Raw genomic sequence first — 22657 nt, 5'->3', positions numbered from 1 at the left:
CATTCTTCAAGTGATTACACTGCCAATAATTCTCATTGAGTCAGTTAGAAAAACGATGGATATACTTAAAGATTGAATCCTACTGCCACACAACACAATTTAGTTAAATCCATAATTATTATTTATCCAATTGTCTAATTCGGTTATAGAAATTGGTTTGCTAAAATAATAGCCTTGAGCAATATCACCGTGATGATGTTGTAGAAATAGTAGCTGTGCTTTAGATTCAACCCTTCTGCGACGACCTTCAACCCAAGTTCGTGGCCAATTTCAATCACTTTTTGTACAGTTACCCTTACGCTATTCAGTTAACATATTTTGAACAAATGATTTCTCTATTTTAATTTCACTTGCAGGACTTATTTTCAGCTGCTGTATCATGGCGTATCCTGTTCCAAAATACATTCGCAAAGGTGGTTAATCTAATACGCCCAATACCCCATTGCTCTATCAATACTAGAGTTTTTCCTCCCGCGCCATGCCCTCTCTCCCCTGATTTTGCGCCACCAATTATAGTTTCATTGATTTCACCTGCGCCACTCAATTTATATCGACAAGGTTGCACCATTGTTCGACGCAACTTGTTATGATAGCTACCCAATCCAAGTGCCCTCTGCAGGCCAAGAGCACGGACGCCATTTTTTGGACTAACAATGTGCCAAATCGCTTGAAACCATAATTGCAGTGGCTTATATGTATCTTGGAAAAGGGTGTAAACAATCACAGAACCTTCATACTTACAGGATTGGCAGCGATACAACCCCCGACCTGATTTTCACACGTTTACAACGCAAACACTCGTATCCATACAGCCATCAAATCATACTCGAATAATCAAGACATGCGTCCTCATTCGGGAACATGTTCGTTAGTTCAACTGCATTTGCTGGGTAAGTTTTCATACTATAAAAGGCTATAAGAAATACCAGGTGGAGTAAACCGCATACCCAGGTATTAAATTAACGAAACTGTAATCGTTTTAAGGTCAGTTGGGCCTACACGATAGCCACAATTTTACCCCTCAAATCGCGTCATATTTTGTTAATAATAATCAGTTAAACTGGATTTAAGTGACGTCGTAGGGGGCGGTAATTATGGCTACGTCTAAACTAATCTTAGAACCTTGGTTAGTATCTAAAAAGAAATGGGAGAATATTTTCTCCTTGCATCTACCTAATCCTGCGGATTTATTAGCATTAATGGATGATTGGTCTCATTTTAGACAGATGACTATTGGTCTGGCAGAGAGAACCGCGAAAATACCCGGCAGCGATAAGTTTTTTCTTGATGCATGTTCTTTTATAGATACCGCATGTAGATTTTTTGATGTTTCAGAGCCCAAAAATTTGCCGCTTTCTAGCAATTTGCAAATAAAATTGCGTGAGGCAGCAACAAAAGTAACCCCGGTGAGTCAATCGCTGCTGACCCTCGAAGTTTTTAAAGATCAGTTTCCAAAGGCTATAGATGAGGCTCAGGCTTTAAAGAGGCAAAGAGAAAAAGAAGAGCGAGATGCGGAGCAAGAGAAAAAAGTACAACAAGTGTCTCGCCGTATACAAGATTCGCCATTTTTTACCTCAGCGACAACGATTCAAGGTCGACTTCAAAGTGAAATAGAGAGAATCAAGCTTAAAAATCGAGATGATGGCCGACTTATCCACTTAAACAAGGTCAAAGAGTTAATCCAAGGCCAAATCGATGCGGCGAAAGAAGAATGTAAACAGGACTATTTATCAAAAAATCCAGGCAGCCAACAGGAAGTAATCAAGTCTCAATGCAGAGATGAGATGGCAAAAATTGTTAAAACTAATTTAATTGATAATAATGCCTTAGATATAAACTTCCGCACCTGGCTTGGAAGAGCGATATTGAATGTAGTTATTGCGCTTCCTGTTAAAATCTATAGCAGTTATAAGCATATTCCTGAAAACCAATTGTTTTTTAAATTAAAAACTGAGTCAAAAACTATTGCAGTACAAATTCACGAGGATATTACAAAACTTGAACCGGCTAGGTAATCAGTGGATTTTTCTCTAGGTGCAGCGCCTATGCGCGGTACCTAGTGCCGGCAAATTATCTTCAATATTTTACTCCTTCGGTGAGTTTTTAATTAATGCGTTTTGCAAATTTATTTGTTTTAATGTGCTAAATTTATCATAATGGCCGCTTTTTCAGTCTAAGGGTCCCATGTCATCATTGCTTACAATCAATTTGTTAGAAGATTTAGTTTATGCCGCACAGTTAAATCAAGAGGGCAAAACTGCAGATTATATTCCAGAACTTGCTAATGTGAATCACGACTTGACTGCAATTGCTGTGCAACCATTAGGAGGGCAACCTCTTTCGTTCAGTAATAGCCCGCTAAATCCGGTAACACTGCAAAGTACAGCGAAGATGATTCCTTTGATTGGACTGCTTGAAGAATATGGGGAGCAAGTATTCGAATGGGTTAAGGTAGAACCTTCTGGGGATGATTTTGCCTCAATTACCCGCTTGGAACAGTTTGGTCCTAAACCCTCAAATCCTATGCTGAATGCAGGGGCGATTACCTTATGTTCGCATATTCCGGGCAAAGGTGAACAACAATTTGGCTGGTTAGAATATTGGACACAAAAATTATTTAATCAGCGCCTTAGTATTAACCCTCTGGTTTTTGCTTCAGAAAAACGCACCGGTAATCGTAACCGCGCCCTTGCTTATTTGCTCAAAAGCAGAAGTAATCTTGTTGCGGACGTTCATGAAACACTGGATTTATATTTTGCGCTATGTTCCTATGAAGCGAAGTTAGAGCAAATGCTTTACCTGCCTACTTTATTAGCTAATGCGGGCAGAGACCCAGACAGTGGGGAGCAAATTATTTCCACCGAAACCACTAAAATTACGTTAGCCATTATGGCAACGTGCGGACTCTATGATGAAACCGGCACCCATATGGTCAAAACAGGGATGCCTGCTAAAAGCGGTGTATCTGGCTATACCATTGCGGTTGTTCCAGGCAAAGCGGGTATTGTAGTGCTCAGCCCAAAAGTGAATGCGAAAGGCAATAGCATCCGCGGTGAAATCATGCTTGAAGGTTTGTCGAAAGCAATGAACTGGCATTTTGCATTGCCCTAATCCTTAGCGTCGCCAACACATATAAGCAGATGTAGCCTGGGTGAAACGAAGTACAATCCTTCAGAGCCTCACCCAGGCTACACTTCTAAATGCTTCAATACGATTTCAGGATTATTTTATTTCCCGAAGGTTTTCTTCAAGAACGAGCCAAGATTTGCCAATGCTTCTAACTCGAGCTCAGTTTCCTCTTCATCAGCATTATCGGTTGATGGTGCTTGGGAAGTAGGCGCTATAGAGGAGAATATACTGGAAAATTGAGTCACTAAATTACCCATCCCTTGCAGTGATTCGAGCGTTTTATTTAGCTCCAGAAACTCTTGCATCGTTTCTTCCTGAGGAAGTCCACTAGCCAGTTCATTTATCTCTTGCAGCAGTATATCTTGCTGTCGCAAATTGCCTCGATACGCTTTATATCCTTTTTTACTATGTGGACCTCGAGCTATTTCCTTTTGTACATCAATGAGCTCCGATCTTTTTTCTATCAATTGTAAATTGTTGTTTAAGTTTTTTAGAACCTCAGCTTTTAAGAATTCAAACTCCAGACTTGCTACATCAACATGTGCTAAAGCCTTATCCAGCGTCTCAATGTAATTGGAGGCACTAATCTTGTTTTGTCGGAGTTGTGTTTTTGTGAGCTTAGCGTTTAGTTGATGAACCGCGTTTTGTATTTGTTCATTTACAGCCATAATGTCGGGATCTTTCCTTAATCTACTTACCAGGGAACCGAAGTATCTTTCTTCCAAGTGATGTATCTGTTTCATTAAAAAGCGTGAACTTGGGTCTTTTAGCTGGGCGTTTTGTAAGCATTCTAATTGAACTTCAAAACTTTTTAATTCGGCTTCTAAAGCGTTTGCCTCTGACGCACTGAGGTCACGTTGTTCCAGGTAATCCCGTAAAATAACAATCAAATTTTTGAGAAAATCAATGGATTCAATTGTCTTATCGCGATTCATCAGCAAGGCTTTATATAGCGGATGCGTGGCATCAGAAAGTATGGAATAAACAAGTGGTAGGCCTTTGGGGTCTGGCATCAAAAGAGATGCTCCATGACGAATTAGAACAGAGAGACATTCGCTCATCGACGATGTAGGACTATCTACAGCAAGACAGGCCTGTACCATAGACGGATATGCTTTTTTATATACGCTGACGGGCTGATTATTTATATCGACATCTCCATATTGCAAAATAAAATCCAACAACCTTGAGTTATGTGTTTGCAAGGCAACGGAGAGGTATTTTTCAGCACGTAACAGATGATGAGCAGAAGTTAATAGGGCCGCCAAATTAAATTGCCCTTTAAATAATAAAGTGGGTAATAAATTAGTACCAAGTTTGTGGAGTTCGCGACGAATCTTTTGTAATTGTCGTAAGTCTTCCAACTCGATTTGATGCTCGTAGCTCAAACTGATTTCATAAGTCTTCGCAAGTAAGTCCTCTATTGCTTTAGCTTGTACTTCTTCGGAGGCTTCCATGAGTTTTTCCAATTGGAGACTGAGTGTTTTGATCTCCCGCTTTACAGTTGAGTTTTTCGGTTGCGTTGGTGGGTTTGTTTTTGTGACAGTAATCGCTGTTTTTGATGAGCCTACATCTTGTGGGACAACTTCCGCATCGGCGACAATATCCCCATCAGCATGAGTTGATTCATTTTTATGAATGTTAGGTGCTTGAGAGAGAGGCATGGCCAAAACTGGAGTTGATTGGCGTTCTAAGGCGCGAACGGACATTTCGTAAAAGTGCAGAAGTTTTGGGTAGTTTGGCGAACGAGTAAGCGGAATAAGTTCTCTTAATATGGTACATGCTTCTTTCATTATTGGTAATGCCTCGATGGTCTTATCCACGTTGGCGTCAAAATATTTTGCCAGGCGCTCATCGCAATCGTTATAGCGAGCATCTAGGGTTTTAATGAGTTCATTTTGTTGCTGTTTGAGTTGCTTCATCAGCGGCTCTGTGTGCTTCAGCGCCAATCTTATGAATTGATTCCGCAAAGACTTTGTGTCTATTGGTTGATACGCCCCATCGATTTCTTGCTCAAAGGCGATATTTGCGAGTAATTCATCAAAAGTGTTGAAGTACACATGCAATCGATAATGTTCACCGAGCTGGTTTATAAATTCAGCCGTGTAATGATATTGGCTTAATTTGGGATTATCACGATATTCATTTTCGTAGATACTGACATGGTGTGTAAGCAACTCATATTTATTTTCTTTATCTTTGAGAATAAATTGAGTTGGTGTGGGGCATTCAATGCGGTAGTAATGGCGACTTGCTTTATTTGTATCTAATGCCAATTGATATCCTGGAGGTAATTGAACGGCCGCTTCGCCTTGAGAAAGAAAATTAAAAAGTGTATTTTTAGCCATTGTTTGCCCTGGTGTAATAAAATATGCCCACATTATAAGGTAAAAACACTTTTTGTAAAAAACTTTATTGTTTTGGGCTCTTTAAGTCCCACCTGTACTATAATGATTTGCTCTCCAAGAAATAATCATAAAAAAAACAATAGATTATGAACGAACCCATGTATTACTTAGGCACAATTGACTGAAATTTTTTCATTGTATTGTATCGTACGGAGTTTTTTTTCCTCTTTAAATGAAAAACAGCAACTTTGCTTGCAAAGTCATATTAAATTTTTATAATGCGCATAAATATTATTCACATTAGCTCACTATCTATTATGTATAGCAAACTCTATTTTCCCCGTTTCTTTACTGCAGGCTCTGAAAAAAGTATTAATGAAAAGCTTTCCGCTAGCGACACGTTGAAATGGGAAAAAACAAAATATCAAGCGTTATTGCAATTAAGAAAACATGGCTCAAGAATCATCACAAGCCTTTGTGAGTTAAAAGCAATCACCAGTAAAAAAGAAACTGATTCACTCTATGGATATGTTGAGTTTGTCATGCAGAAAGCGATTTCCAATCCGAACTTCAATTCAGCGTTATATGCTAATGAGTTGGGGAATCGATTTGCGTTGTTAAAAGCGAAGATTGAAGAACATAAAAAATTAGAGCAATGTTGTTCTGGAATGAATCTATTTGAGAATTCAATTATCACTGCTGTAGGCGCTTTAGGTGTTGTTTTCTTTGGGGTGGCGGTATCTACTGGCCCATTAGGCATGGCCCTTTTAGCGGTAGGAATGGCCATTGCGTCCGCATTGTTAACGACAATCGCAGCTTATAGTGTGTATGTTGATTCACGTTTTATCAAAGGCAAACAACTCAATGAAATTGAAGTCGGTATAAACTTCATCAGCAGCTATCCTAACGGCTCGCTGTTTGATGAAGTGGACGAACATAGTTTATGTTGTCCATAAAAATTAAAATAAGATAAGAACTTTTTTGTATCTTGATGTTATGCTCCCTCGCCCCTTGTGAGCTATGTTGAAAAAATCGTATGTCATTCCCGCGAAGGCGGGAATCCATCCATTAGTTAGGTACAATGCCAAGTTTGTGAATAGATTCCCGCCTTCGCGGGAAAGACAAAAAGGCAGTTTGGTATTATCGTATACTTCCAAATTATTTATTTAACAAAGCCCCAGGGAGAGGGAGATTTTTGATCGAACTCCATCCATGCAGTGGTCTATATTTGACAATCTCTGGTTAAGTCCCTCGAGAAAAATTTTTAAATACCAATAAAGACTAAATTTTGCTTTTTAAGCTGGATAAATGTCCATATGGCTGAATTTTGGTATACTTAAAAAAGAACTTAAAGCGTTTTTTAGAGGGTGAAAATGTATAAGAAAGATACTGAGCGTGAACCAAGAGTCATGCTGATTGCAGGACAAAATGAAACAGTGAGAAAAATGGAGAGTCAAAAAGGCTTCCCAGCTACCGTGGGGTTAGAGGGATGTGTGGCCCTAATTATTGCTGATAAAAAAGGCAATGCCAGTATTACTCATGTTGATGCAGATACCGATTTGTCGTTTATTAAGCATGAAGTTGCTTTTATGGATGGGGATTTTACCATTGATTTAATAAAAAGACCGGGTAAAGGGGAGCTGTATCTAAAAGTTCTTGCTGCTTTGGATGAGCAAGGGTTATCAGAAATACCACCGTCTGGTAAACAGCGAGTTGTTGACAGTGATGAGGGGACTGTAGTTTATAATTATTTAAAAAAAGTACCGCAGGTTTTTTCTTTTAATGATTTTAAAGAAATTGCTACTCCGGGTGTGCTTCCCAAAGCAACAAATAGATTACATACGCTAGGTTATACCGCAGAAACATGTGTCAATGATCCCCTAAGATTTCAGCTAAGAGTATATAGCCGTCAATTGAATCAGGCCTTATCCTCTAAGGCTACTGCCTTACCCGTATTAGTACACGATGCATCAGGTTGGTTAGATACAGAGGTGGCAATAGATAAGGAAGTTGAATTAATTATAAGTAAAGGCGAGGTACATCACGAGTCATTTTTTCAACCATCTAAAATGCTCTCTTTAAATCATGTTTTACCGCGTTACAATGCACTTATGAAGCATCTTGAGTCACAGAAAAAGCAAGATTCTGTCCTCTGACAGTACGATTTAAAAGTGTGTTTTGCATAATCGAAAGTAGGTTAGGTCCTGAGGTAGCGACAAATAAACACTGACAATATCTCAATGCTCGGCCTACTGTTGCTTTCCTTATTTTGTCTCAGGCGTCGCATCATCAAAAAAATGGTGCATGAGATGCTCCCAGGGGGCTAATTTTGATGGGGGTGTTATCACGGTTTCTACTTCTGTGGCTGCACGTATTCCGCTTAAATAAGCGCCATGGACTGTCGCTGGATCGGTTAACGAAGTCGCTTCGCCAGCAAAAAAGAGACGATTGTTTATCGGTGCACCTATTATTTGATAATTATCTATCGATACATTAGGGGCTAAGTGGGAGTAGGCACCTAAGGCGTAGGGATCATTATGCCAACGTGTCATCACATAAGAAGATGGGTCGGGAATATCTTTGCCATAGATGATGCGAAGCTCTTGCATTATTTTACTTAAAATTTGTTGATCTGGGAGTTGCTCAAACTCTTCTGCCTGCTTGCCAGTGTTAAAAATCAAGAGGATAGGGTGTTTAGAAATTTTATAATAATTCATGATATCGAGCACTGGATACTTTGCTGGTTCTGATTGCACAAAGCCTATCCATTCCTTATCTTTATCCCAAAACACATCTTTAAAATAAAGAAATATCTTATCATAAGTGCCCATCTTGATTTGTGAAAATGCAGTTGTTTTTTGGGCAGGTAATGGTGGATTAAAACTTATTTTTTTAGCCTGCAAAAGGCTAACTGGTATGGTGATGATGACTGTGCGGGCCAGGTATTGCTGATCCTGAGTGTCAATTTTAATAAGGGGCTGTTCGTAGTTAATTCGTGTCACTACTTGATTCAATCTAATTGGAAGATGTTGGGCAAGTAAATTGGCTACCTGGATATAACCCTTGGGGAAAACTACTTGTTTGCCTGAAACTTCGCTGTTGTCGTACGGTTTATCGACATCTACTGAAAGTTGATCTAGATCGCCTGCAAATTCATAAGCATAACTGGAAATGACTTGATATTTTAGTAGGCTTAATTGACGTTTATTGAGATGCTGTTTTTGCGAAAAGAGTTCGAAAGCAGTATTTAAAGAGAGTTTTTTATTGGGTATTTCTTTAAAAAATTGTTCGAAATTTAATACGAGTGGAATGGTTGCATTGACCTCTTCTTCAGATATTTTTTTCCCTTGTTCATCGTAGAATACCATATCCCTCAGTTTCTGCCTTAAGTCATCTGCATTATAGGAGGTAGGGACTGTTTTTATCGATGCTTGCTCAACTAATTGACTCACAGGATTGTTATTTACACCATGAAGCCAAGAAGCACCAAGATCTAAGGTCGTTCCCCATGTGTTGACTGACCATATACGACCACCAATTCGGTCGCGGGCTTCTAAAATGAGCACCTTATGATCGTTTTCTTGTAACTGTTTCGCTGCAGCTAAACCAGAAATTCCTGCGCCAACAACAACAGTATCATAAATTGTGGCATGGCTCTGAGGAGAACATATTATAGATGCCAAAATAATGAATCCCCATGCATTTGAACGGCTGTATCGAAATATACTACCTGCAATCAATAAAAACTGCACTAATTTATTGTTCATTATATGACAAGGCACCCTTATCTATATAGAGGAGAAAAATTGGGCATGGAAGATCCTTATGCCGTCAATGTAAAAAAAGCCAGGGTACAGAAAATGCCGATCGTGGTAAAGTATTATTGCTATTAACTAAAGAGCGACAAATAAAATGACACAGCTCCTATATATTAGACAGACTTGAACCCATTTTGGTAGAATTTTCTAATCTATGTGACGTTATAAGAAAATGGAATGTCAAAAAAGGACACGATATTAAAATTGATGACTACCGATATAAAAGACCTCATCGCCTTAGCAAATCGCTTGCAAAACAATCCAAGTTATTCGCGCGTACTCTCTATTATCAAGATCATGCGCCAAATTGCTCTTCAGCAGACACAATTATTAGACGATTCTGCGTTATTCCTGGATGACTCTGAAAAAACACTTCAAGATCTTTATCAGCAACTACACACCTTGCTTACTGAAAATAATCGCTGCACTACTTGGTTTACAAAGATTATTGCTCGCTATTGCGAGGATGTGCCTGATCTAAAACAACGATTGGAACATTTTATTCAGCACATTCTTGGTCCAATCATAAAGTTATCCAAGAGGGAGCAAGGGGGGCGGTGCTCATTAGTCATTGAGTTTCCGAATCAGGACATGCGAAATATATTTTTGAGTTGTTCCGGAATCATCGAGGAAGAGCAAACGGATGCCGCAACTGATTCAATCATTATTGAGGGAAATACGGTTTCTTTGCCTGCTTTTATCACAAAAAGTCAGCAATTAGCAGTTAGTTTGCCTACGATTGCGACAAAAGAACGTTTGCTTCATATCCTGAATTTAGCCAAAGCAAATCTTATTGTTTCTAATGCCAATGAATGCACTTTTTATCTCAATGATAGACGCATGCATGATACTGCTTCAAAATACCATGTTGCGGTTGTTTGCCCTTATTTCACTGAACATTATAAAATACAATATGCTGCGCATATGCTTGCTCAAGCATCTCGTGATGGTACGAGTTTCTTTAGTCCAACTAAATTGCCTGTTGAACTCACGTTGAAAATTGCATCAGCTAGTTCTTCATCTGATGCAATGTCTATAGATGAGCGAGCACAAATTGCATATTGTAATTTTAATTGGCCTTAAACTAACGCTTATAAGTATAGATTACATCATCATCAGCTTTGGCTGATGGTTTTGGTTCATCTATGCTCTTCTTGCGCGGTGGCAGATCTGAGTCATCCTTGGCGAAGAATGTAGCCCTACTTACGTTTTTAAAGCCCAAACAATTAGGCTTAGGTCGTTCAGTTGGCGCCCCTGCATCACACGTTTTTGTTTGTACCGTGACACTTTCTTTACCAAACTCACCTACTCCAGTGTAAAACAGTTCTGCGGAGCCGCTATTATCTAGGTTGATTGCATCGGTACAACCGAGTGCTTCAAATAAATCTGCAAACTCTTCAGCAGTGACACCGAAAGTACGATTAGGATTATGAATAACCATGACTACCACAGTCTGGCCATCATTTTTGTAGCCAACACCTGTCCGTGGCAATCGATTGGAATGATTATTATTTAATTCAGGTGTTTTTAATTGTGTTTTATCTTTGAGAATAATAAATCCAGAGACGGCATTTTTATTATCATAAAAATCAGGATCTTTTGCTAATTTGTCATCAATTTGCGCATGTGGAATGACGGCCGCTTTTTTAGTCGCTACATCAAAGGTAATGGTATCTAAGCCAACATTCTCTTGATCGAGCACTTTATGTGTGGATACCAGCTCACCACGACTTAGCGATAATCCTGCAAGATAGGTGCGGGATTGTTTTCTTGGGTTGATTTTTTCTCCCTGGTTGGGAACACCTGTTGCCCATACATTAAACCAGTTCGCATTAACTAATAAATCGGGTTTTGCAGAATTTGGGTGCCCTTTTGCCCAGTTGTCACGCCATTCTTTTAAGGTGAATAATGGCACATCAAACTGCCCGCCTTCATAAGGTTGGCCATAGCGATCTGGGAATTGAATTCCGTTGGGCACAAATGTTTCATACATAGATAAGGGGATTTCAACATAATAACCCTGAATATGTTCACGATGTGGGTTTTTACCCAAAATTTCCTCGAAATTTGTCAGGGAGCGTACATCTTGAACTTCAGTTGCCTGGGCAATGCGGTTGATTTTTTCATTGACTGCATCAGTTTTGGTTTTGAATTGCTTACTAAACACAGATTAACCTCGCTGTGGTTCATATTGGAACGAATGTACTATGGCTTCTATGATAATATTTATTTATTAAGGAATTATTAAAAATAGCTCTTGTTGTTTATTTTATCGGCACAAAGCCGGTGTTTTTCACCAAAATAGGCTGATTTTGCACCAAAAAATGTTGTGTAATGGGGTATAAAATCCATTTTTTGCGTATGGATTTTCCTAGCGGTTGCTATAAAGAGAGTTAAACCGAGTAGGGCTTTAAAAAGGGCTATAAAACTTGTAACTAGAGGGTTTTTTCTCAGTTTGCTGTGTTAACTCACTGACTTTTTGTTGCTGTTCGTTAATTATTTTTTGCTGTTTGTCGATAATGGCTTTTAGTTGTTCATCTCTTGCTTGCATTTTTTTGTACTGGATGTAGAACAAATAAAGGGACATCAGTTGTTTGGAGGACATACTGTCTGCTTTTTTTTGTTTTTCCTGTTGTTGCATTGATAATGAACTCAGTTTTTGTTCTTGTTCTAAATTAGTTTTTTTATGCTCAGCAACTTGGGCCTGTAATTCAGGCACTAAAAGATTACGGTGATGCTCCATACAAATTTGTTCAGCAATGCTTTTAAGTGCGTCATTTGTCGAGTGTGTGGTGATCCCGAAGCGTTTTAAAACACCGCCCTTTAAAATCTCTCCTGAGTTACAAAGCCCATATCCTTCACTTAGGCCAGAGAGCGCAATGAGAGTTTGCGGCGTGTCTTCGGTTTTACTGTAAGTTACCTTATAGGTTTTTGATTTTTGGGTATCTAAAAGTAGTTTAAGATCAATGAATAACTGCGATATTTGATTTTTGTATTCTTCTAACTGTGCTGATTCAAGTGAGCCTTCTTTGTCCAGTAAGGTTTTGAGTGATATCACTTCATGTAAAATATAATATAAGAAAGGCCTCCGTCCGCTATCGGCGCAGTGTTTAATGAGATTGTTTAGCTTTATTTTAAAATGAATGGCCTGATTTTGAATTATTTCTTTAGCGCATGTGAGGTATTTTTCTTGCGATACTTCTGCGTCCGTTTCCACAATTAATTTTTTTACTTTGGATTGGCTGTCGTGGTAACGAATGATAACGGCAGTTAATGAATAGAGTAGTTCTTCTAGTCTTGTCATGTAAAATTCCTTTTTAAGCTCAATCCATGGTCTAATGTGGAACTACATAGCAACTTGATATTTTCACTATATTGAATGTTTTGCTGGAGTGCAAGACCTCGCTCATTTTTTAAGTTCGTGATGAATCTTCTCTTTTTTCTATATCTTGTTCAGTCTATATTTATTATGTTGCTTCACTGAAGGACTAAAAAATGAAAATAGCCATAATTGAACCTATAGGTATTCCCAGTAAGGAAATTCAGTCTGAATTATCTACGCACACAGTGACGGAGTGTGACAGTCGTAACTGGTCTGACGAGCAATTAATCGAGCAAGTACAAGACGCGCACATTATTGTACTCACCAATCGTCCTTTATCTGCAAAGGTGATTCAGGCAGCAACTGAGTTAAAATTTATTGCTGTTGCATTTGCGGGAATCGATCATGTTGATGCCGATGCGGTACAACAAAGACAGATACCTGTGAAGAACGCGGCGGGGTATGCAAATACTGCAGTAGCTGAACTGGTATTGGGGCTTATGATTTCGTTGGCACGTAATATTCCTGCTAATAATAAAAATATTAGACAAAAAGCAGTAACCAATACTGGGACTGAATTAAAAAATAAGACATTAGGTATTGTGGGTTTTGGCGCCATCGGGGCGGAGGTCAAAAGACTTGCTAGCGCATTTCAAATGCACACTCTTACTTATGATATGAATGCTCAAGTCACATTAGAAGATTTATTTTCCCAATCCGATTTTGTCACTTTACATGTCCCGCTCACCAACGAAACACGCGGAATGGTGAATTTAGACTTACTCTCGACAATGAAAAAAACAGCCTATTTAATTAATTGTGCCAGAGGCCCAATTGTCAACAGTGCTGCTCTCAAACAGGCATTAGAGCAACAGCTGATTGCGGGTGCGGCATTAGATGTATTTGATATTGAGCCGCCATTACCCACGGATTATAGTCTTTTTGATGCCCCCAATCTGATTGTAACACCACATATTGGATTTAATACCAAGGAAGCACTAAGAACGAAGGGAGAATTAACGATAAAAAATATTAAAGAGTTTCTTAAGACCGAGGGTCTTTAACATCACGATTGTTATTAAGCTATACTTTTTACATTAAATATGGATATGAGTTCGCACAAATCTCATTTTGATTTACCTTGGCTTAGTGAGTTAAGCATTACCTTCCCCTGCGAAAAAATAAATTCTTATATAAATATTTCGGGGCTTTCCAGTACGCAATTGGCGTTAAAACATGATATTGCCTATAGCGAATACTGGAATGTCGCGACAAGAGCAGTGTACATTCCTGCTTCAGGAAGCAAAGAGTATGGCACCGCACGTGATGGATATGCACTTAATGGTATTTTAGCGTTTAAAACGCAAGTGATTAATATTTCTGCTATGGCGTCAATATCCTCTTTAAGTACACCCAGTGCAGCTGGCGGCGCGCGTTTTAACACATTTAGTCCTGATGTATGCTTTACTTGGTATGCGCAAAATTGGTTACAACTTTATGTTGAGGTATTTGGCCAAACGCGCACAGCACCGAATCAGGGCGCTGGATACAATTTAGATACAGGAGTTATTTTTTTGGTTACTAAGGATTTTGCCATTGATATGGAAATTGGAAAAAGACTCAGCGGCCAACTGGGAAAATTTTAATACATACTTTGGAAGTGGCGTTAGTTTTATGTTTTAAAAAATCTTGGCCACTGCTTTATGTCAATTTTTTTTCAGCACAATCATTTTTTCTTTGGACATTTCATGCATCGTCCACGGTATTCCCCCTATGCCATAGCCAGATTGCTTTAATCCTGCAAAGGGCATCCAATCGGTACGGAACGCGGTATGATCGTTAATGAGTACCGTAGAGGCCTCAAGGCCTTCTGCTGCTTTGAGTGCAGGTGTTAACTCTTCGGAGAATACACTGGCTTGAAAGGCAAAAGGTAATGCGTTTGCACTTTGAATTGCCTGGTCAATATGCTCATATTCATAAACACAGGTTACTGGGCCAAAAATTTCCAATTGGGATACTTTGGCATCAGTAGGGGGATTGAATAGTACTGCGGGAATTAATGTCGTTGCAGAAAGGCGTCCCCCTCCAAAGAGTTTTGCTCCTTTTGCTACGGCTTCATCAATCCAAGAAACGACGCGTTCCGTCTCACGGGGGAGAATCAGTGGTCCTACTTCCGTTTCTTTTAAAAGAGGATCGCCAACACGCAGAGATTTGACGCGCTCTACGAATTCATCCATAAACTTAGAAATAATCCCTTTATGAACAAAAATGCGCTGTACTGAAACACATACTTGTCCCGCATGATAATAGCCACCTTTAGTAAGCGCTTGGGTGGTTTGTGTTAAATTCGCACTGCGATCAACAATTACCGGAGCAGCACCGCCATGTTCCAAGGCACAACGAGTTCCTGGTGCAAGTTTGCTGCGTAAGTACCAACCTACTTTAGCGGAGCCAATAAAGCTTAAAAACGCAACTCGTTCATCAGTCGCTAATTGTTCAGCTAAGGCATTGTCTTCGGTAATGAAGGTTTGACACCATTCTTCAGCAAGGCCCGCTTGTCGAAGCAAGAGGATAAGCTCCAGACATGATAAAGGTGTTGTCGTTGCGGGCTTAATGATTACTGGACAACCTACAGCGATTGCGGGAGCCACTTGGTGCACAATGAGATTTAAGGGGTGATTAAATGCAGAAATAGCAGCCACGACGCCAATGGGCTCTTTAATCGTAAATGCCCAACGATGTTCGCTTGCGGTGGTAAGGCCCATAGGAATTTCTTTGCCTGCAAAATGTCGTAGTTCTTCTGCTGCATCGTTTAAGCCATCGATGGCACGCGTCACTTCAATTGCTGCATCAGTAAAAGGCTTTCCGCCTTCTTGCGCAATCAGCTTGGTAAAGCGCTCTTGGTTGGCTGCTAATAATTGGGCCGCACGCTTGAGGATGGCCATGCGTTCGTGAGGTTTAAGCCAAGCTTCGCGATGATGTAGCGCTGAAACAGCGGTTTTAAGCTTTGTTGCCAGTGCTTGCGCATCATCGGTAGGAATTTCTTTGATTAATGTCCGATCAAAGGCATGTACTACTTGTAGTGTTTTGTTCATGATTTTCCCTTTTTCTCTGGCAGCAGTCTTTTTTGTAATTCATCCACGAGCACCCGTTTATTTTCTGAATAATCAATTGGGAAAATGACAAGATGCACTCCGCCAGTATTGAATGCGTTTTCCAAAATGGATTGAAAGTTTTCAATCTTCTCAACGCGTGTACCACGCGCTCCGTAAGCTTCGGCATATTGAATAAAATCAGGATTAGAAAATGTCATGCCGAAGTCGGGGAAGTGATCTACCGCTTGCTTCCAACGTATCATGCCAAATGCATGGTCTTCGATCACCAGAACGACAAGATTTAATTTAAGACGAACAGCGGTTTCTAATTCTTGGCTGTTCATCATAAAACCACCATCGCCACACACAGCCATCACGCGACGCTCAGGATACAATATTGCAGCCATAATGGCGGAGGGAAGGCCGGCTCCCATGGTCGCAAGTGCATTGTCTAGAAGAATAGTATTTGCCATTTGTGTGCGATAGTTACGGGCAAACCAGATTTTATACATTCCATTATCTAGAGCAAGAATGCCATCGCGAGGCATCACTTGCCGAACATCATAGACCATACGTTGTGGTGTAAAGCGATCTTCGGTAGAGCGAGCAGTAATTTTACTCAAAATACCTTCTCGCAAAGGAAGAAGCGCATTGGCATGCGGGATTTTGCCTTCTATCTTATCTGCAAGTCGTTTTAATGAGGGGCCCATGTCGCCAATGACCTCGGCTTGGGGAAAATAAATTTGTTCTACGGTAGCAGATTGATAACCGACATGAATGACATTCAGATGAGGCCCCATGATAAACGGCGGTTTTTCTACTGTACTGTGGCCAATGGTAATAATGAGATCAGCTTGTTCTATGGCTTCATGAACATAGTCGCGTTCGGAAAGGGCCGCGGTACCCATATAAAGGTCTGTTGTGACAGAAACAGTTCCTTTACCCATCTGGGTTGTGAAATAAGGAATCTGCGTGCGCGTAATAAATTGAGCAAGTGCATTGGTCGCTCTTGGCCGCGAGGCTGCGGCACCAAGCATAACCAGCGGGCGTTTTGCCTTCATAATCATTTCGGCAGCACGATTGAGTGCTTCCTCACTTGCGACGGGGTATTCAACAGGATGCGGGGGAATGAGTGGGACTTTTTTAGTTTTTTCAGCGGCAATGTCTTCAGGGAGCTCTATATGCACTGGGCCTGGGGTTTCCTCTTGTGCTAAGTGGAATGCTTCTCGCACTATGGTGGGAATCATTGAAGGAGCGACTATTTGTCGCGACATTTTGGTTAAGGGTTGCATCGTTGCCACAGTATTGACCATCTGAAATCGCGCCTGATGTGATGATAAAATACCTTTTTGCCCGGTAATCATAATCATGGGCATCGCGCCTAGAAGAGCGTAAGCCGCGCCCGTTGTGAGATTTAAGGCTCCTGGGCCAAGTGTGGTGATACAAACCCCTGCTTTACCGGTTAAGCGACCATAGGTTGCCGCCATAAATGCCGCCGCTTGTTCGTGTCGGGTTAACACCAGTTTAATGGACGAGTTGCGAAGTGCTTCAACAACGTCAAGATTTTCCTCGCCAGGAATACCAAAGATATGTGTTACACCTTCGTTTTCCAGAGCGGCAACTAAGAGTTCGGCGCCTTTGATCATAGTATCCCTCGTCTAGTCCAAAATAGTCCTTATCTCAATATTATAACCTATACACTTATATTTTTTATTATGTCTTCTACTAGGTTGTTTCATAAAAGACCATAACATATAATATTTTTATTTTTATAACGTCATGTAATAGTGCAAGATAAATCGGAAAATCCGGCAAAATCTGTGGCAAAGACCAAGACTCCTGACAGCTTACAAAACATTATTCTTACATACATTGCTCACAATCAACCTGCGCTTAGTTTGAATATTATTCATGATCAACGCCTTGAGATATCGGACTTAAAAAATTTCTTAGCAAAGAACACCACATTGATCAACCTTTTGCCCAGAGAATTAAAGTTTGAAATCCTGAAGCAGGTTCCGCTTAAAGACTGGAAAGCATTAAGAAACGTGAGTAAAGAATGGCGTCAACTTGTTGCTTCTGAAGCAAATTCGCGCATTAAGCTCCTTAGCGCAGGGCTCAATCTCATCTTGACTTTTGATACAGAGTCCATGATGAAATCGTTATTGAATCAAGTTGAAGCATATTCCCTAAGAAGGGGGAGCAGACACGCTCAGGTTGTACAATTAAAGCAATTAGGTGAATACATGCATTGCTTGACAACCCCGTTAGCAAAATTTCTTCATTACCACGACGTGATAAATACCATTCAAGAAGACATACAACGAGAATATCGTCATGGAGGCATGGGGTTTTTCCCTATGTTTTCTGGTCCGCAAAATAGCCAATTGTTTCAAATTATTAGAGCCACTAGCTCCAAGTGCTTAAAATTAACAAAGGAATCTTGGTTTAAAGATTAATGATTTATATTGATCTTTCTGCGGAACATCCTGTTTCCAAGCTGTTTGCTAGTGCGCATTTAGAAATAAAAAATTTGAGGGACTTAAGACTTGCGGTGCGCTTTGAAGCGGAACCAGAACTCAAAATACAGATGTTCATAGCGATGTAACTCATGCACCATGTGTATATCGTTTCACTTTTTTTAATAAGCGTAGCAATTTGATATTGAGTTTATTTTCTAATTCAGCAAGGCGGTTTTGATAATTGTCTAAATGCAAATCACCTACAAATAACTTACTGGCAAATAAAATATAATTATCGCTTATCGTTGGACAAATAAAGAGCTCAGCAAAATATTCTCGTACGCATTGTATAAAGTCGGAGTTCCATTCAGGAAGCTCGTGAAAATTAATCACAAGCCAACCCGTATTATCCAGAATACGATGCGCTTGTTCTATAAATTGCTGTTGGATTTGAAATGAGTCCATCCCATAATCGAGATACATATCAGCAAAAATGATTTGCGTGTTGTTACTTTTTTGAAATTTGATTGCGGTTTGCGCATTCGCGATTAATATATCAATGTTTTTGGCTGCGGGTAATTGGAAAAAATCCATTGCCACATCATAGACTTTTTCACGAAGTTCAATACAAAACAACGAGCACTCAGGCAAGAGAAAATGCAGGCAGTGAATTAAACTGCCTCCGCCCAATCCCAATAAAGTGATATGCGTTGGATTAATAAATGCCAGAGCTAACAACATCACGCGTGTATATTCATGCACAGGGATATGTGGGTATTGAAGGTAGATACCGGTTTGATCATAGACTGGGTCGAAGTTCAGTGCGCGGATACTTCCTCTATCCATGACAAAAATATCGCCCCAAGAATCATGGGTGCGATAAATAATTGTGTTGCCAAACAAATCATGTTCATTGACGTTATTCTTAGAGTTCAATTGCCGATCCTTTAATACATCCGTACTTTGAAATTAGCTAAAGTGCTTATTTTGACTTATTTATAGAGTTTGTTCCAATATAGGTTTTTTTGGCTCTTTGCGATTGCGACATCACATGAAGGTTACAGGCCTTTTCCTTGGCCTGTAGGGCATGAACAGTTATACAAAGGTTGGGGCTTCTGAAACAGTATGAGCATTTGTTACAGTGGTGTTTGGCAATGGGAACACACCAAGCTGAGCTGCCGCTTTCGCACTACCTGGCAATAGAACTGCCCCCGTTGCTTTCTTCGCAAGTGATCTTTGATCATCCAGCAAGGTATTGCCGTTACCGTCGGTGATTGTCAAATGCAGACTTTCATTATTTTTGTACTGTTTCGGTTTTAACGCAACAAACTGACCAGACAGATCATAAGAGCGGACGTATTCTTCTGCTTGAGCATTTTGGCTCGAGCTGTCAGCAATTTCTAAACGACAGGTGAATAATTCTCGAGCAGCTGCCCATTCCTGTAATTTCCCTTTTTCAGATAAGGCAGCAGTAAAATCAATGGTGTTGGTCTCAAGTACTGGTGAGCCGAATGCTTCTGCTACTTGACGTAAAATATCGGGTTGCGCTGTACCATAACTGAGAATGAAAAATTTATTACGCACGCGCAGTAAAGAAGTAGCATCACCTAAGGAGGCAACCATTTTCTCGAGTGCCTTTATTTGGTTTGCATCATCTCCTATGGTATTGCCACCATCAGTAAATAATAAAATATTATTATGCTGTGTTGTTTGAGACAGAGCAGATAATTGCTCGGCAACAGTACCAAAAAGACGTGTCATATCTTTAGCCGATAAACCATTGATATGTTGTGAGAGTAGCGCAAAATCTTGTTTTCGATAACTACCCACTTTTCGCGTTATGCTGTTAAATTCAGTAATGTGAATTACTGCATCCGGTTGGAATTGAAACAAGGCGTCCGCCAATTCGATAACACTCTTTTTCAATGTCGTCAAACGCGCTCCTTCCATGCTTCCGCTGGTGTCCAAAACAAAATGATAGGCTGGTGGTGTTAGCGTGTCCGGTACAAAAAAGTAAGGTGTTACTTCAGTTGTATCTTCACTTATTTTTCTCTGTGCATAAAACACTTTTTTACTTTCAAAAGATTCTGAATGGGCAAATAGTTGGGGTGAGGGGCCATCAATTAAAATGAGTTCTTGTTGGTGGGCTTTTAAAAACTCTTTGATGTTAAATTTGATCTGTTCCCCTTCGATGCTCATGTACTGATATTTTAGAGAACCAAATAATGGTGCATAAGCAATAGATGGAAGTTGGATGTTAATGTATTCCTGTTGCTCGTCCAGCTGTCCTGTGAGTTGCAAAACATTTAATAGGGCTAAGCATGATTTTTTATGTGCTTCATCTTTTGAGGTATCTATTGCATTCGCAATGTCTTCAGCAAGCAACTCGGTAATGGTCATTCGTCGAAGCGCTGGTTTTACCGTATCTTTTTGCAGGAGATTTTGCAAATTTGCGGCCAGAGCCTCAGCTTCTTTTGTGGTTCCTGGGCTAAAAATGACACGCTCATCTTTGCAAGCAACTTTGGTGTTTTCTAAGGGAATACCCATGGCGCTTAACAACGCCTCCATATTTTTTGTACGTAAGACATTATTTACAAGATGCTTCATAAAAATCCCCTTTTATTAAAATAGGCGCAAAGTAGCTGGGAATAATACACAGAAATAAAAGGGAAAAATAGATAATTGCACCGTGTGTGCAGACTTTCTTGATGGGGTTTGCTAAGTATCATGTTTATAATATAAATTTTATCTTATTTATTTTCTGAATCTTGTCTTCGTGGTTTTTTGACCAAGTAAAGATCATTTATTATAATAATTAACCTTTCTTTAAGCAAAGAAACTACTTTTGTTTGATAAACGCAGACATTTAGAAATACAAAATAACTTCATCTACAGTCCAGGAATGCATACATTAACTTTTTTGGAATATCCTCCGGAAGATACAATCAGTATACACGTGCTCGGTGAGTTTATGACGATTTCCGGGGCCGTCGCTTTACTGGCCGGGATTGTCGCTGCCTTGGGCTATTTGCCTCAGATACTAAAGAAGAACTTATTGCTCCCACCCATGACGCGTCGTTCTTAAAATTGGCTTAAAGAGCCATTGAGTCTGTCCTTCCTGTAGGTGTTAGCTAATTCGTTGACAAAAAATGACTAAATAAACGTAGGCTGGCTAATAAGCCTAGCGTTTGACTAGGCACCAATAATTTTAACTAAAACTCGTTTATCGCGAAGTCCATCGAATTCGCCATAAAAAATTTGTTCCCAAGGTCCAAAATCGAGTTTTCCTGCGGTAATCGCGACTACTACCTCGCGACCCATAATTTGTCTCTTAATATGGGCATCGGCATTATCTTCTCCAGTGTTGTTATGTTGATAATGTGATATAGGCTCATGAGGTGCAATGTGTTCCAGCCATTTTTTATAATCTTGGTGCAGTCCCTCTTCATCATCGTTGATAAAAACGGAGGCGGTGATATGCATTGCATTCACCAAAACGAATCCCTCTTGAATACCACTGTCATTTAAACATTCTTGTACTTTATCGGTTATATTGATAAACCCCATCCGTTCGGGAAGATGAAACCACAATTCTTTTCTATACGTTTTCATTATTATTCATGCTCTTAGTGCAATAAATTTTTTATTTTATGCAATTAATCCCTTTTGTTAAAGAGCATGGATTGTCTGAAAATTATACTATAATTAAAGCAAATTAGAGCCACAGAGGTAAATAACTATGTCTACAGACCCAAAGTATTTTAAACAAGACCTTGGCGATATGCGTGCCTCTTCTCATTTTGAGGAAATTTTTAAAGAAGTAACCGATGAAATGTTGCCAGGAGAATCATGGGGTCCTGAAGAAACAGAGGCTATGCGTTTAATTTCTGAAGGACAGAAACCCCAAGATGTTCGGGCGCAAATAAAATTAAATAACGAATCAAATAAGAAAATAGCGGATATGTACTTTATGATTCTACTTAATACACTGATACGCAGTAAGGCGCCGATGCCATTTAAGTTGCCCGAAAATGAAATTAGCTCCTGGCCTGACAATTATTCCAGAGGACAATTTGCTGCTGATCTAGCGAACCATCAAGCAGACTTGGGACGCACTGCTGTAGGCAAAAAGGCAATGAAGGCTGCGTCTGAATATGCTGGATTATACGAAAGCACGGTAGGCCCAAAACCTAAGCGCGCAGCTGAAAAAGCCGAAGAAACAGCCTATAAAGCAGCACAAGGCGACAGCTCCACATTTGATAAGGCATGTAATACCTTAGGTTTTTTATATGGCGTAGCCGATGCTTTATTGCCTGGGCCTTCTCGACTTCCAAGCATGCTCACTGTGACCAGCCAGTCCGCAAGTATGGGATATGCTGCTGGAATGTTTGCTAATGGTATTTGTCTGTTAGCTCAGTTAGCCTTGGGCGTAAGATAAGCTTCCAATCCAATGAGCACGTTTATCTATAGCCTGGGTGCAGGT

General features: G+C 39.9%; 20 protein-coding genes. 10 read left to right on the top strand and 10 right to left on the bottom strand.

All coding sequences use genetic code 11. From position 1 onward, the window contains the following. Positions 1-346: 346 nt before the first annotated feature. Complete coding sequence (locus tag Lste_RS11865; protein ID WP_058511140.1) at positions 347-724, bottom strand: hypothetical protein; 378 nt, start codon at positions 722-724, stop codon at positions 347-349. A 370-nt stretch (positions 725-1094) separates the two neighbouring features. On the opposite strand from Lste_RS11865, the gene Lste_RS11860 reads away from it, so the two are divergent. Further along, positions 1095-2015, top strand: a complete 921-nt coding sequence (locus Lste_RS11860) for a hypothetical protein (protein WP_058511139.1) — start codon at positions 1095-1097, stop codon at positions 2013-2015. Positions 2016-2184: 169 nt separating this feature from the next. Further along, positions 2185-3111, top strand: coding sequence for a glutaminase A (glsA, locus tag Lste_RS11855; protein WP_058511138.1), 927 nt, complete (start codon positions 2185-2187; stop codon positions 3109-3111). A 116-nt stretch (positions 3112-3227) separates the two neighbouring features. Here glsA and Lste_RS11850 read toward each other — a convergent pair whose 3' ends face one another. Next, a complete protein-coding gene (locus tag Lste_RS11850) occupies positions 3228-5477 on the bottom strand; it encodes a hypothetical protein (RefSeq protein WP_157070736.1) in 2250 nt (749 codons plus the stop codon). A 317-nt stretch (positions 5478-5794) separates the two neighbouring features. Here Lste_RS11850 and Lste_RS11845 point away from each other — a divergent pair, with 317 nt between their 5' ends. Together Lste_RS11845 and Lste_RS11840 are read left to right on the top strand one after the other, a co-directional pair. Next, positions 5795-6433, top strand: a complete 639-nt coding sequence (locus Lste_RS11845; protein ID WP_058511136.1) for a hypothetical protein — start codon at positions 5795-5797, stop codon at positions 6431-6433. 417 nt (positions 6434-6850) lie between these two features. Further along, complete coding sequence (locus Lste_RS11840) at positions 6851-7633, top strand: hypothetical protein (RefSeq protein ID WP_058511135.1); 783 nt, start codon at positions 6851-6853, stop codon at positions 7631-7633. A 108-nt stretch (positions 7634-7741) separates the two neighbouring features. Here the strand turns inward: Lste_RS11840 and Lste_RS11835 are convergent, their stop codons facing one another. Further along, positions 7742-9244, bottom strand: coding sequence for a flavin monoamine oxidase family protein (locus Lste_RS11835; RefSeq protein ID WP_058511134.1), 1503 nt, complete (start codon positions 9242-9244; stop codon positions 7742-7744). Positions 9245-9472: 228 nt separating this feature from the next. Here Lste_RS11835 and Lste_RS11830 point away from each other — a divergent pair, with 228 nt between their 5' ends. Then, the gene (locus tag Lste_RS11830) at positions 9473-10378 is read left to right on the top strand and encodes a hypothetical protein (protein WP_058511133.1); all 906 of its coding nucleotides are present in this window, start codon (positions 9473-9475) and stop codon (positions 10376-10378) included. Between the two features lies 1 nt (position 10379). Here Lste_RS11830 and Lste_RS11825 read toward each other — a convergent pair whose 3' ends face one another. Both Lste_RS11825 and Lste_RS11820 read right to left on the bottom strand, forming a co-directional pair. Continuing rightward, positions 10380-11462, bottom strand: coding sequence for a phosphodiester glycosidase family protein (locus Lste_RS11825; protein ID WP_058511132.1), 1083 nt, complete (start codon positions 11460-11462; stop codon positions 10380-10382). 243 nt (positions 11463-11705) lie between these two features. Continuing rightward, entirely contained in the window at positions 11706-12599 is an 894-nt protein-coding gene (locus Lste_RS11820; protein ID WP_058511131.1) for a DUF3450 domain-containing protein, read from the bottom strand. A 191-nt stretch (positions 12600-12790) separates the two neighbouring features. Here Lste_RS11820 and Lste_RS11815 point away from each other — a divergent pair, with 191 nt between their 5' ends. Beyond that, a complete protein-coding gene (locus Lste_RS11815; protein ID WP_058511130.1) occupies positions 12791-13681 on the top strand; it encodes an NAD(P)-dependent oxidoreductase in 891 nt (296 codons plus the stop codon). Positions 13682-13726: 45 nt separating this feature from the next. After that, a complete protein-coding gene (locus tag Lste_RS11810; protein ID WP_058511129.1) occupies positions 13727-14263 on the top strand; it encodes a transporter in 537 nt (178 codons plus the stop codon). A gap of 60 nt (positions 14264-14323) precedes the next feature. On the opposite strand, the gene Lste_RS11805 is transcribed toward Lste_RS11810, so the two are convergent. Together Lste_RS11805 and Lste_RS11800 are read right to left on the bottom strand one after the other, a co-directional pair. Beyond that, entirely contained in the window at positions 14324-15712 is a 1389-nt protein-coding gene (locus Lste_RS11805) for an aldehyde dehydrogenase family protein (protein ID WP_058511128.1), read from the bottom strand. Beyond that, positions 15709-17358, bottom strand: coding sequence for an acetolactate synthase large subunit (locus Lste_RS11800; RefSeq protein ID WP_058511127.1), 1650 nt, complete (start codon positions 17356-17358; stop codon positions 15709-15711). Before Lste_RS11800 ends, Lste_RS11805 begins: the two co-directional genes overlap by 4 nt. Positions 17359-17532: 174 nt before the next feature. On the opposite strand from Lste_RS11800, the gene Lste_RS11795 reads away from it, so the two are divergent. After that, positions 17533-18171 (top strand): F-box protein, encoded by a 639-nt coding sequence (locus Lste_RS11795; RefSeq protein ID WP_162264141.1) that lies wholly within the window; start codon positions 17533-17535, stop codon positions 18169-18171. After that, positions 18171-18320, top strand: coding sequence for a hypothetical protein (locus Lste_RS19175; protein WP_157070734.1), 150 nt, complete (start codon positions 18171-18173; stop codon positions 18318-18320). Before Lste_RS11795 ends, Lste_RS19175 begins: the two co-directional genes overlap by 1 nt. Position 18321: 1 nt before the next feature. Here the strand turns inward: Lste_RS19175 and Lste_RS11790 are convergent, their stop codons facing one another. The 3 genes from Lste_RS11790 to Lste_RS11780 all read right to left on the bottom strand — a co-directional run bounded on the left by Lste_RS11790 (position 18322) and on the right by Lste_RS11780 (position 21786). Beyond that, on the bottom strand, positions 18322-19110 hold the full coding sequence (locus Lste_RS11790; RefSeq protein WP_058511125.1) for a class I SAM-dependent methyltransferase: 789 nt from the start codon (positions 19108-19110) through the stop codon (positions 18322-18324). A 159-nt stretch (positions 19111-19269) separates the two neighbouring features. Next, positions 19270-20781, bottom strand: coding sequence for a vWA domain-containing protein (locus Lste_RS11785; RefSeq protein WP_058511124.1), 1512 nt, complete (start codon positions 20779-20781; stop codon positions 19270-19272). A gap of 585 nt (positions 20782-21366) precedes the next feature. Next, positions 21367-21786, bottom strand: a complete 420-nt coding sequence (locus tag Lste_RS11780; RefSeq protein ID WP_058511123.1) for a secondary thiamine-phosphate synthase enzyme YjbQ — start codon at positions 21784-21786, stop codon at positions 21367-21369. 127 nt (positions 21787-21913) lie between these two features. On the opposite strand from Lste_RS11780, the gene Lste_RS11775 reads away from it, so the two are divergent. Next, positions 21914-22612, top strand: coding sequence for a hypothetical protein (locus Lste_RS11775; RefSeq protein ID WP_058511122.1), 699 nt, complete (start codon positions 21914-21916; stop codon positions 22610-22612). Positions 22613-22657 lie beyond the last annotated feature (45 nt).

This window comes from Legionella steelei (assembly GCF_001468005.1).
Taxonomy (GTDB): Bacteria; Pseudomonadota; Gammaproteobacteria; order Legionellales; family Legionellaceae; genus Legionella; species Legionella steelei.
The sequence above is the reverse complement of the archived record's forward strand: the minus strand, read 5'-3'. Positions and strand labels throughout refer to the sequence as shown.

Coding starts and splice junctions, on each gene's coding strand:
- Lste_RS11840 (WP_058511135.1), top strand. CDS start 6,851: ATGTATAAGAAAGATACTGAGCGTGAACCAAGAGTCATGCTGATTGCA.
- Lste_RS19175 (WP_157070734.1), top strand. CDS start 18,171: ATGATTTATATTGATCTTTCTGCGGAACATCCTGTTTCCAAGCTGTTT.
- Lste_RS11810 (WP_058511129.1), top strand. CDS start 13,727: ATGAGTTCGCACAAATCTCATTTTGATTTACCTTGGCTTAGTGAGTTA.
- Lste_RS11800 (WP_058511127.1), bottom strand. CDS start 17,358: ATGATCAAAGGCGCCGAACTCTTAGTTGCCGCTCTGGAAAACGAAGGT.
- Lste_RS11785 (WP_058511124.1), bottom strand. CDS start 20,781: ATGAAGCATCTTGTAAATAATGTCTTACGTACAAAAAATATGGAGGCG.
- Lste_RS11780 (WP_058511123.1), bottom strand. CDS start 21,786: ATGAAAACGTATAGAAAAGAATTGTGGTTTCATCTTCCCGAACGGATG.
- Lste_RS11820 (WP_058511131.1), bottom strand. CDS start 12,599: ATGACAAGACTAGAAGAACTACTCTATTCATTAACTGCCGTTATCATT.
- Lste_RS11860 (WP_058511139.1), top strand. CDS start 1,095: ATGGCTACGTCTAAACTAATCTTAGAACCTTGGTTAGTATCTAAAAAG.
- Lste_RS11850 (WP_157070736.1), bottom strand. CDS start 5,477: ATGGCTAAAAATACACTTTTTAATTTTCTTTCTCAAGGCGAAGCGGCC.
- glsA (WP_058511138.1), top strand. CDS start 2,185: ATGTCATCATTGCTTACAATCAATTTGTTAGAAGATTTAGTTTATGCC.
- Lste_RS11815 (WP_058511130.1), top strand. CDS start 12,791: ATGAAAATAGCCATAATTGAACCTATAGGTATTCCCAGTAAGGAAATT.
- Lste_RS11845 (WP_058511136.1), top strand. CDS start 5,795: ATGTATAGCAAACTCTATTTTCCCCGTTTCTTTACTGCAGGCTCTGAA.
- Lste_RS11835 (WP_058511134.1), bottom strand. CDS start 9,244: ATGAACAATAAATTAGTGCAGTTTTTATTGATTGCAGGTAGTATATTT.
- Lste_RS11805 (WP_058511128.1), bottom strand. CDS start 15,712: ATGAACAAAACACTACAAGTAGTACATGCCTTTGATCGGACATTAATC.
- Lste_RS11830 (WP_058511133.1), top strand. CDS start 9,473: ATGTCAAAAAAGGACACGATATTAAAATTGATGACTACCGATATAAAA.
- Lste_RS11775 (WP_058511122.1), top strand. CDS start 21,914: ATGTCTACAGACCCAAAGTATTTTAAACAAGACCTTGGCGATATGCGT.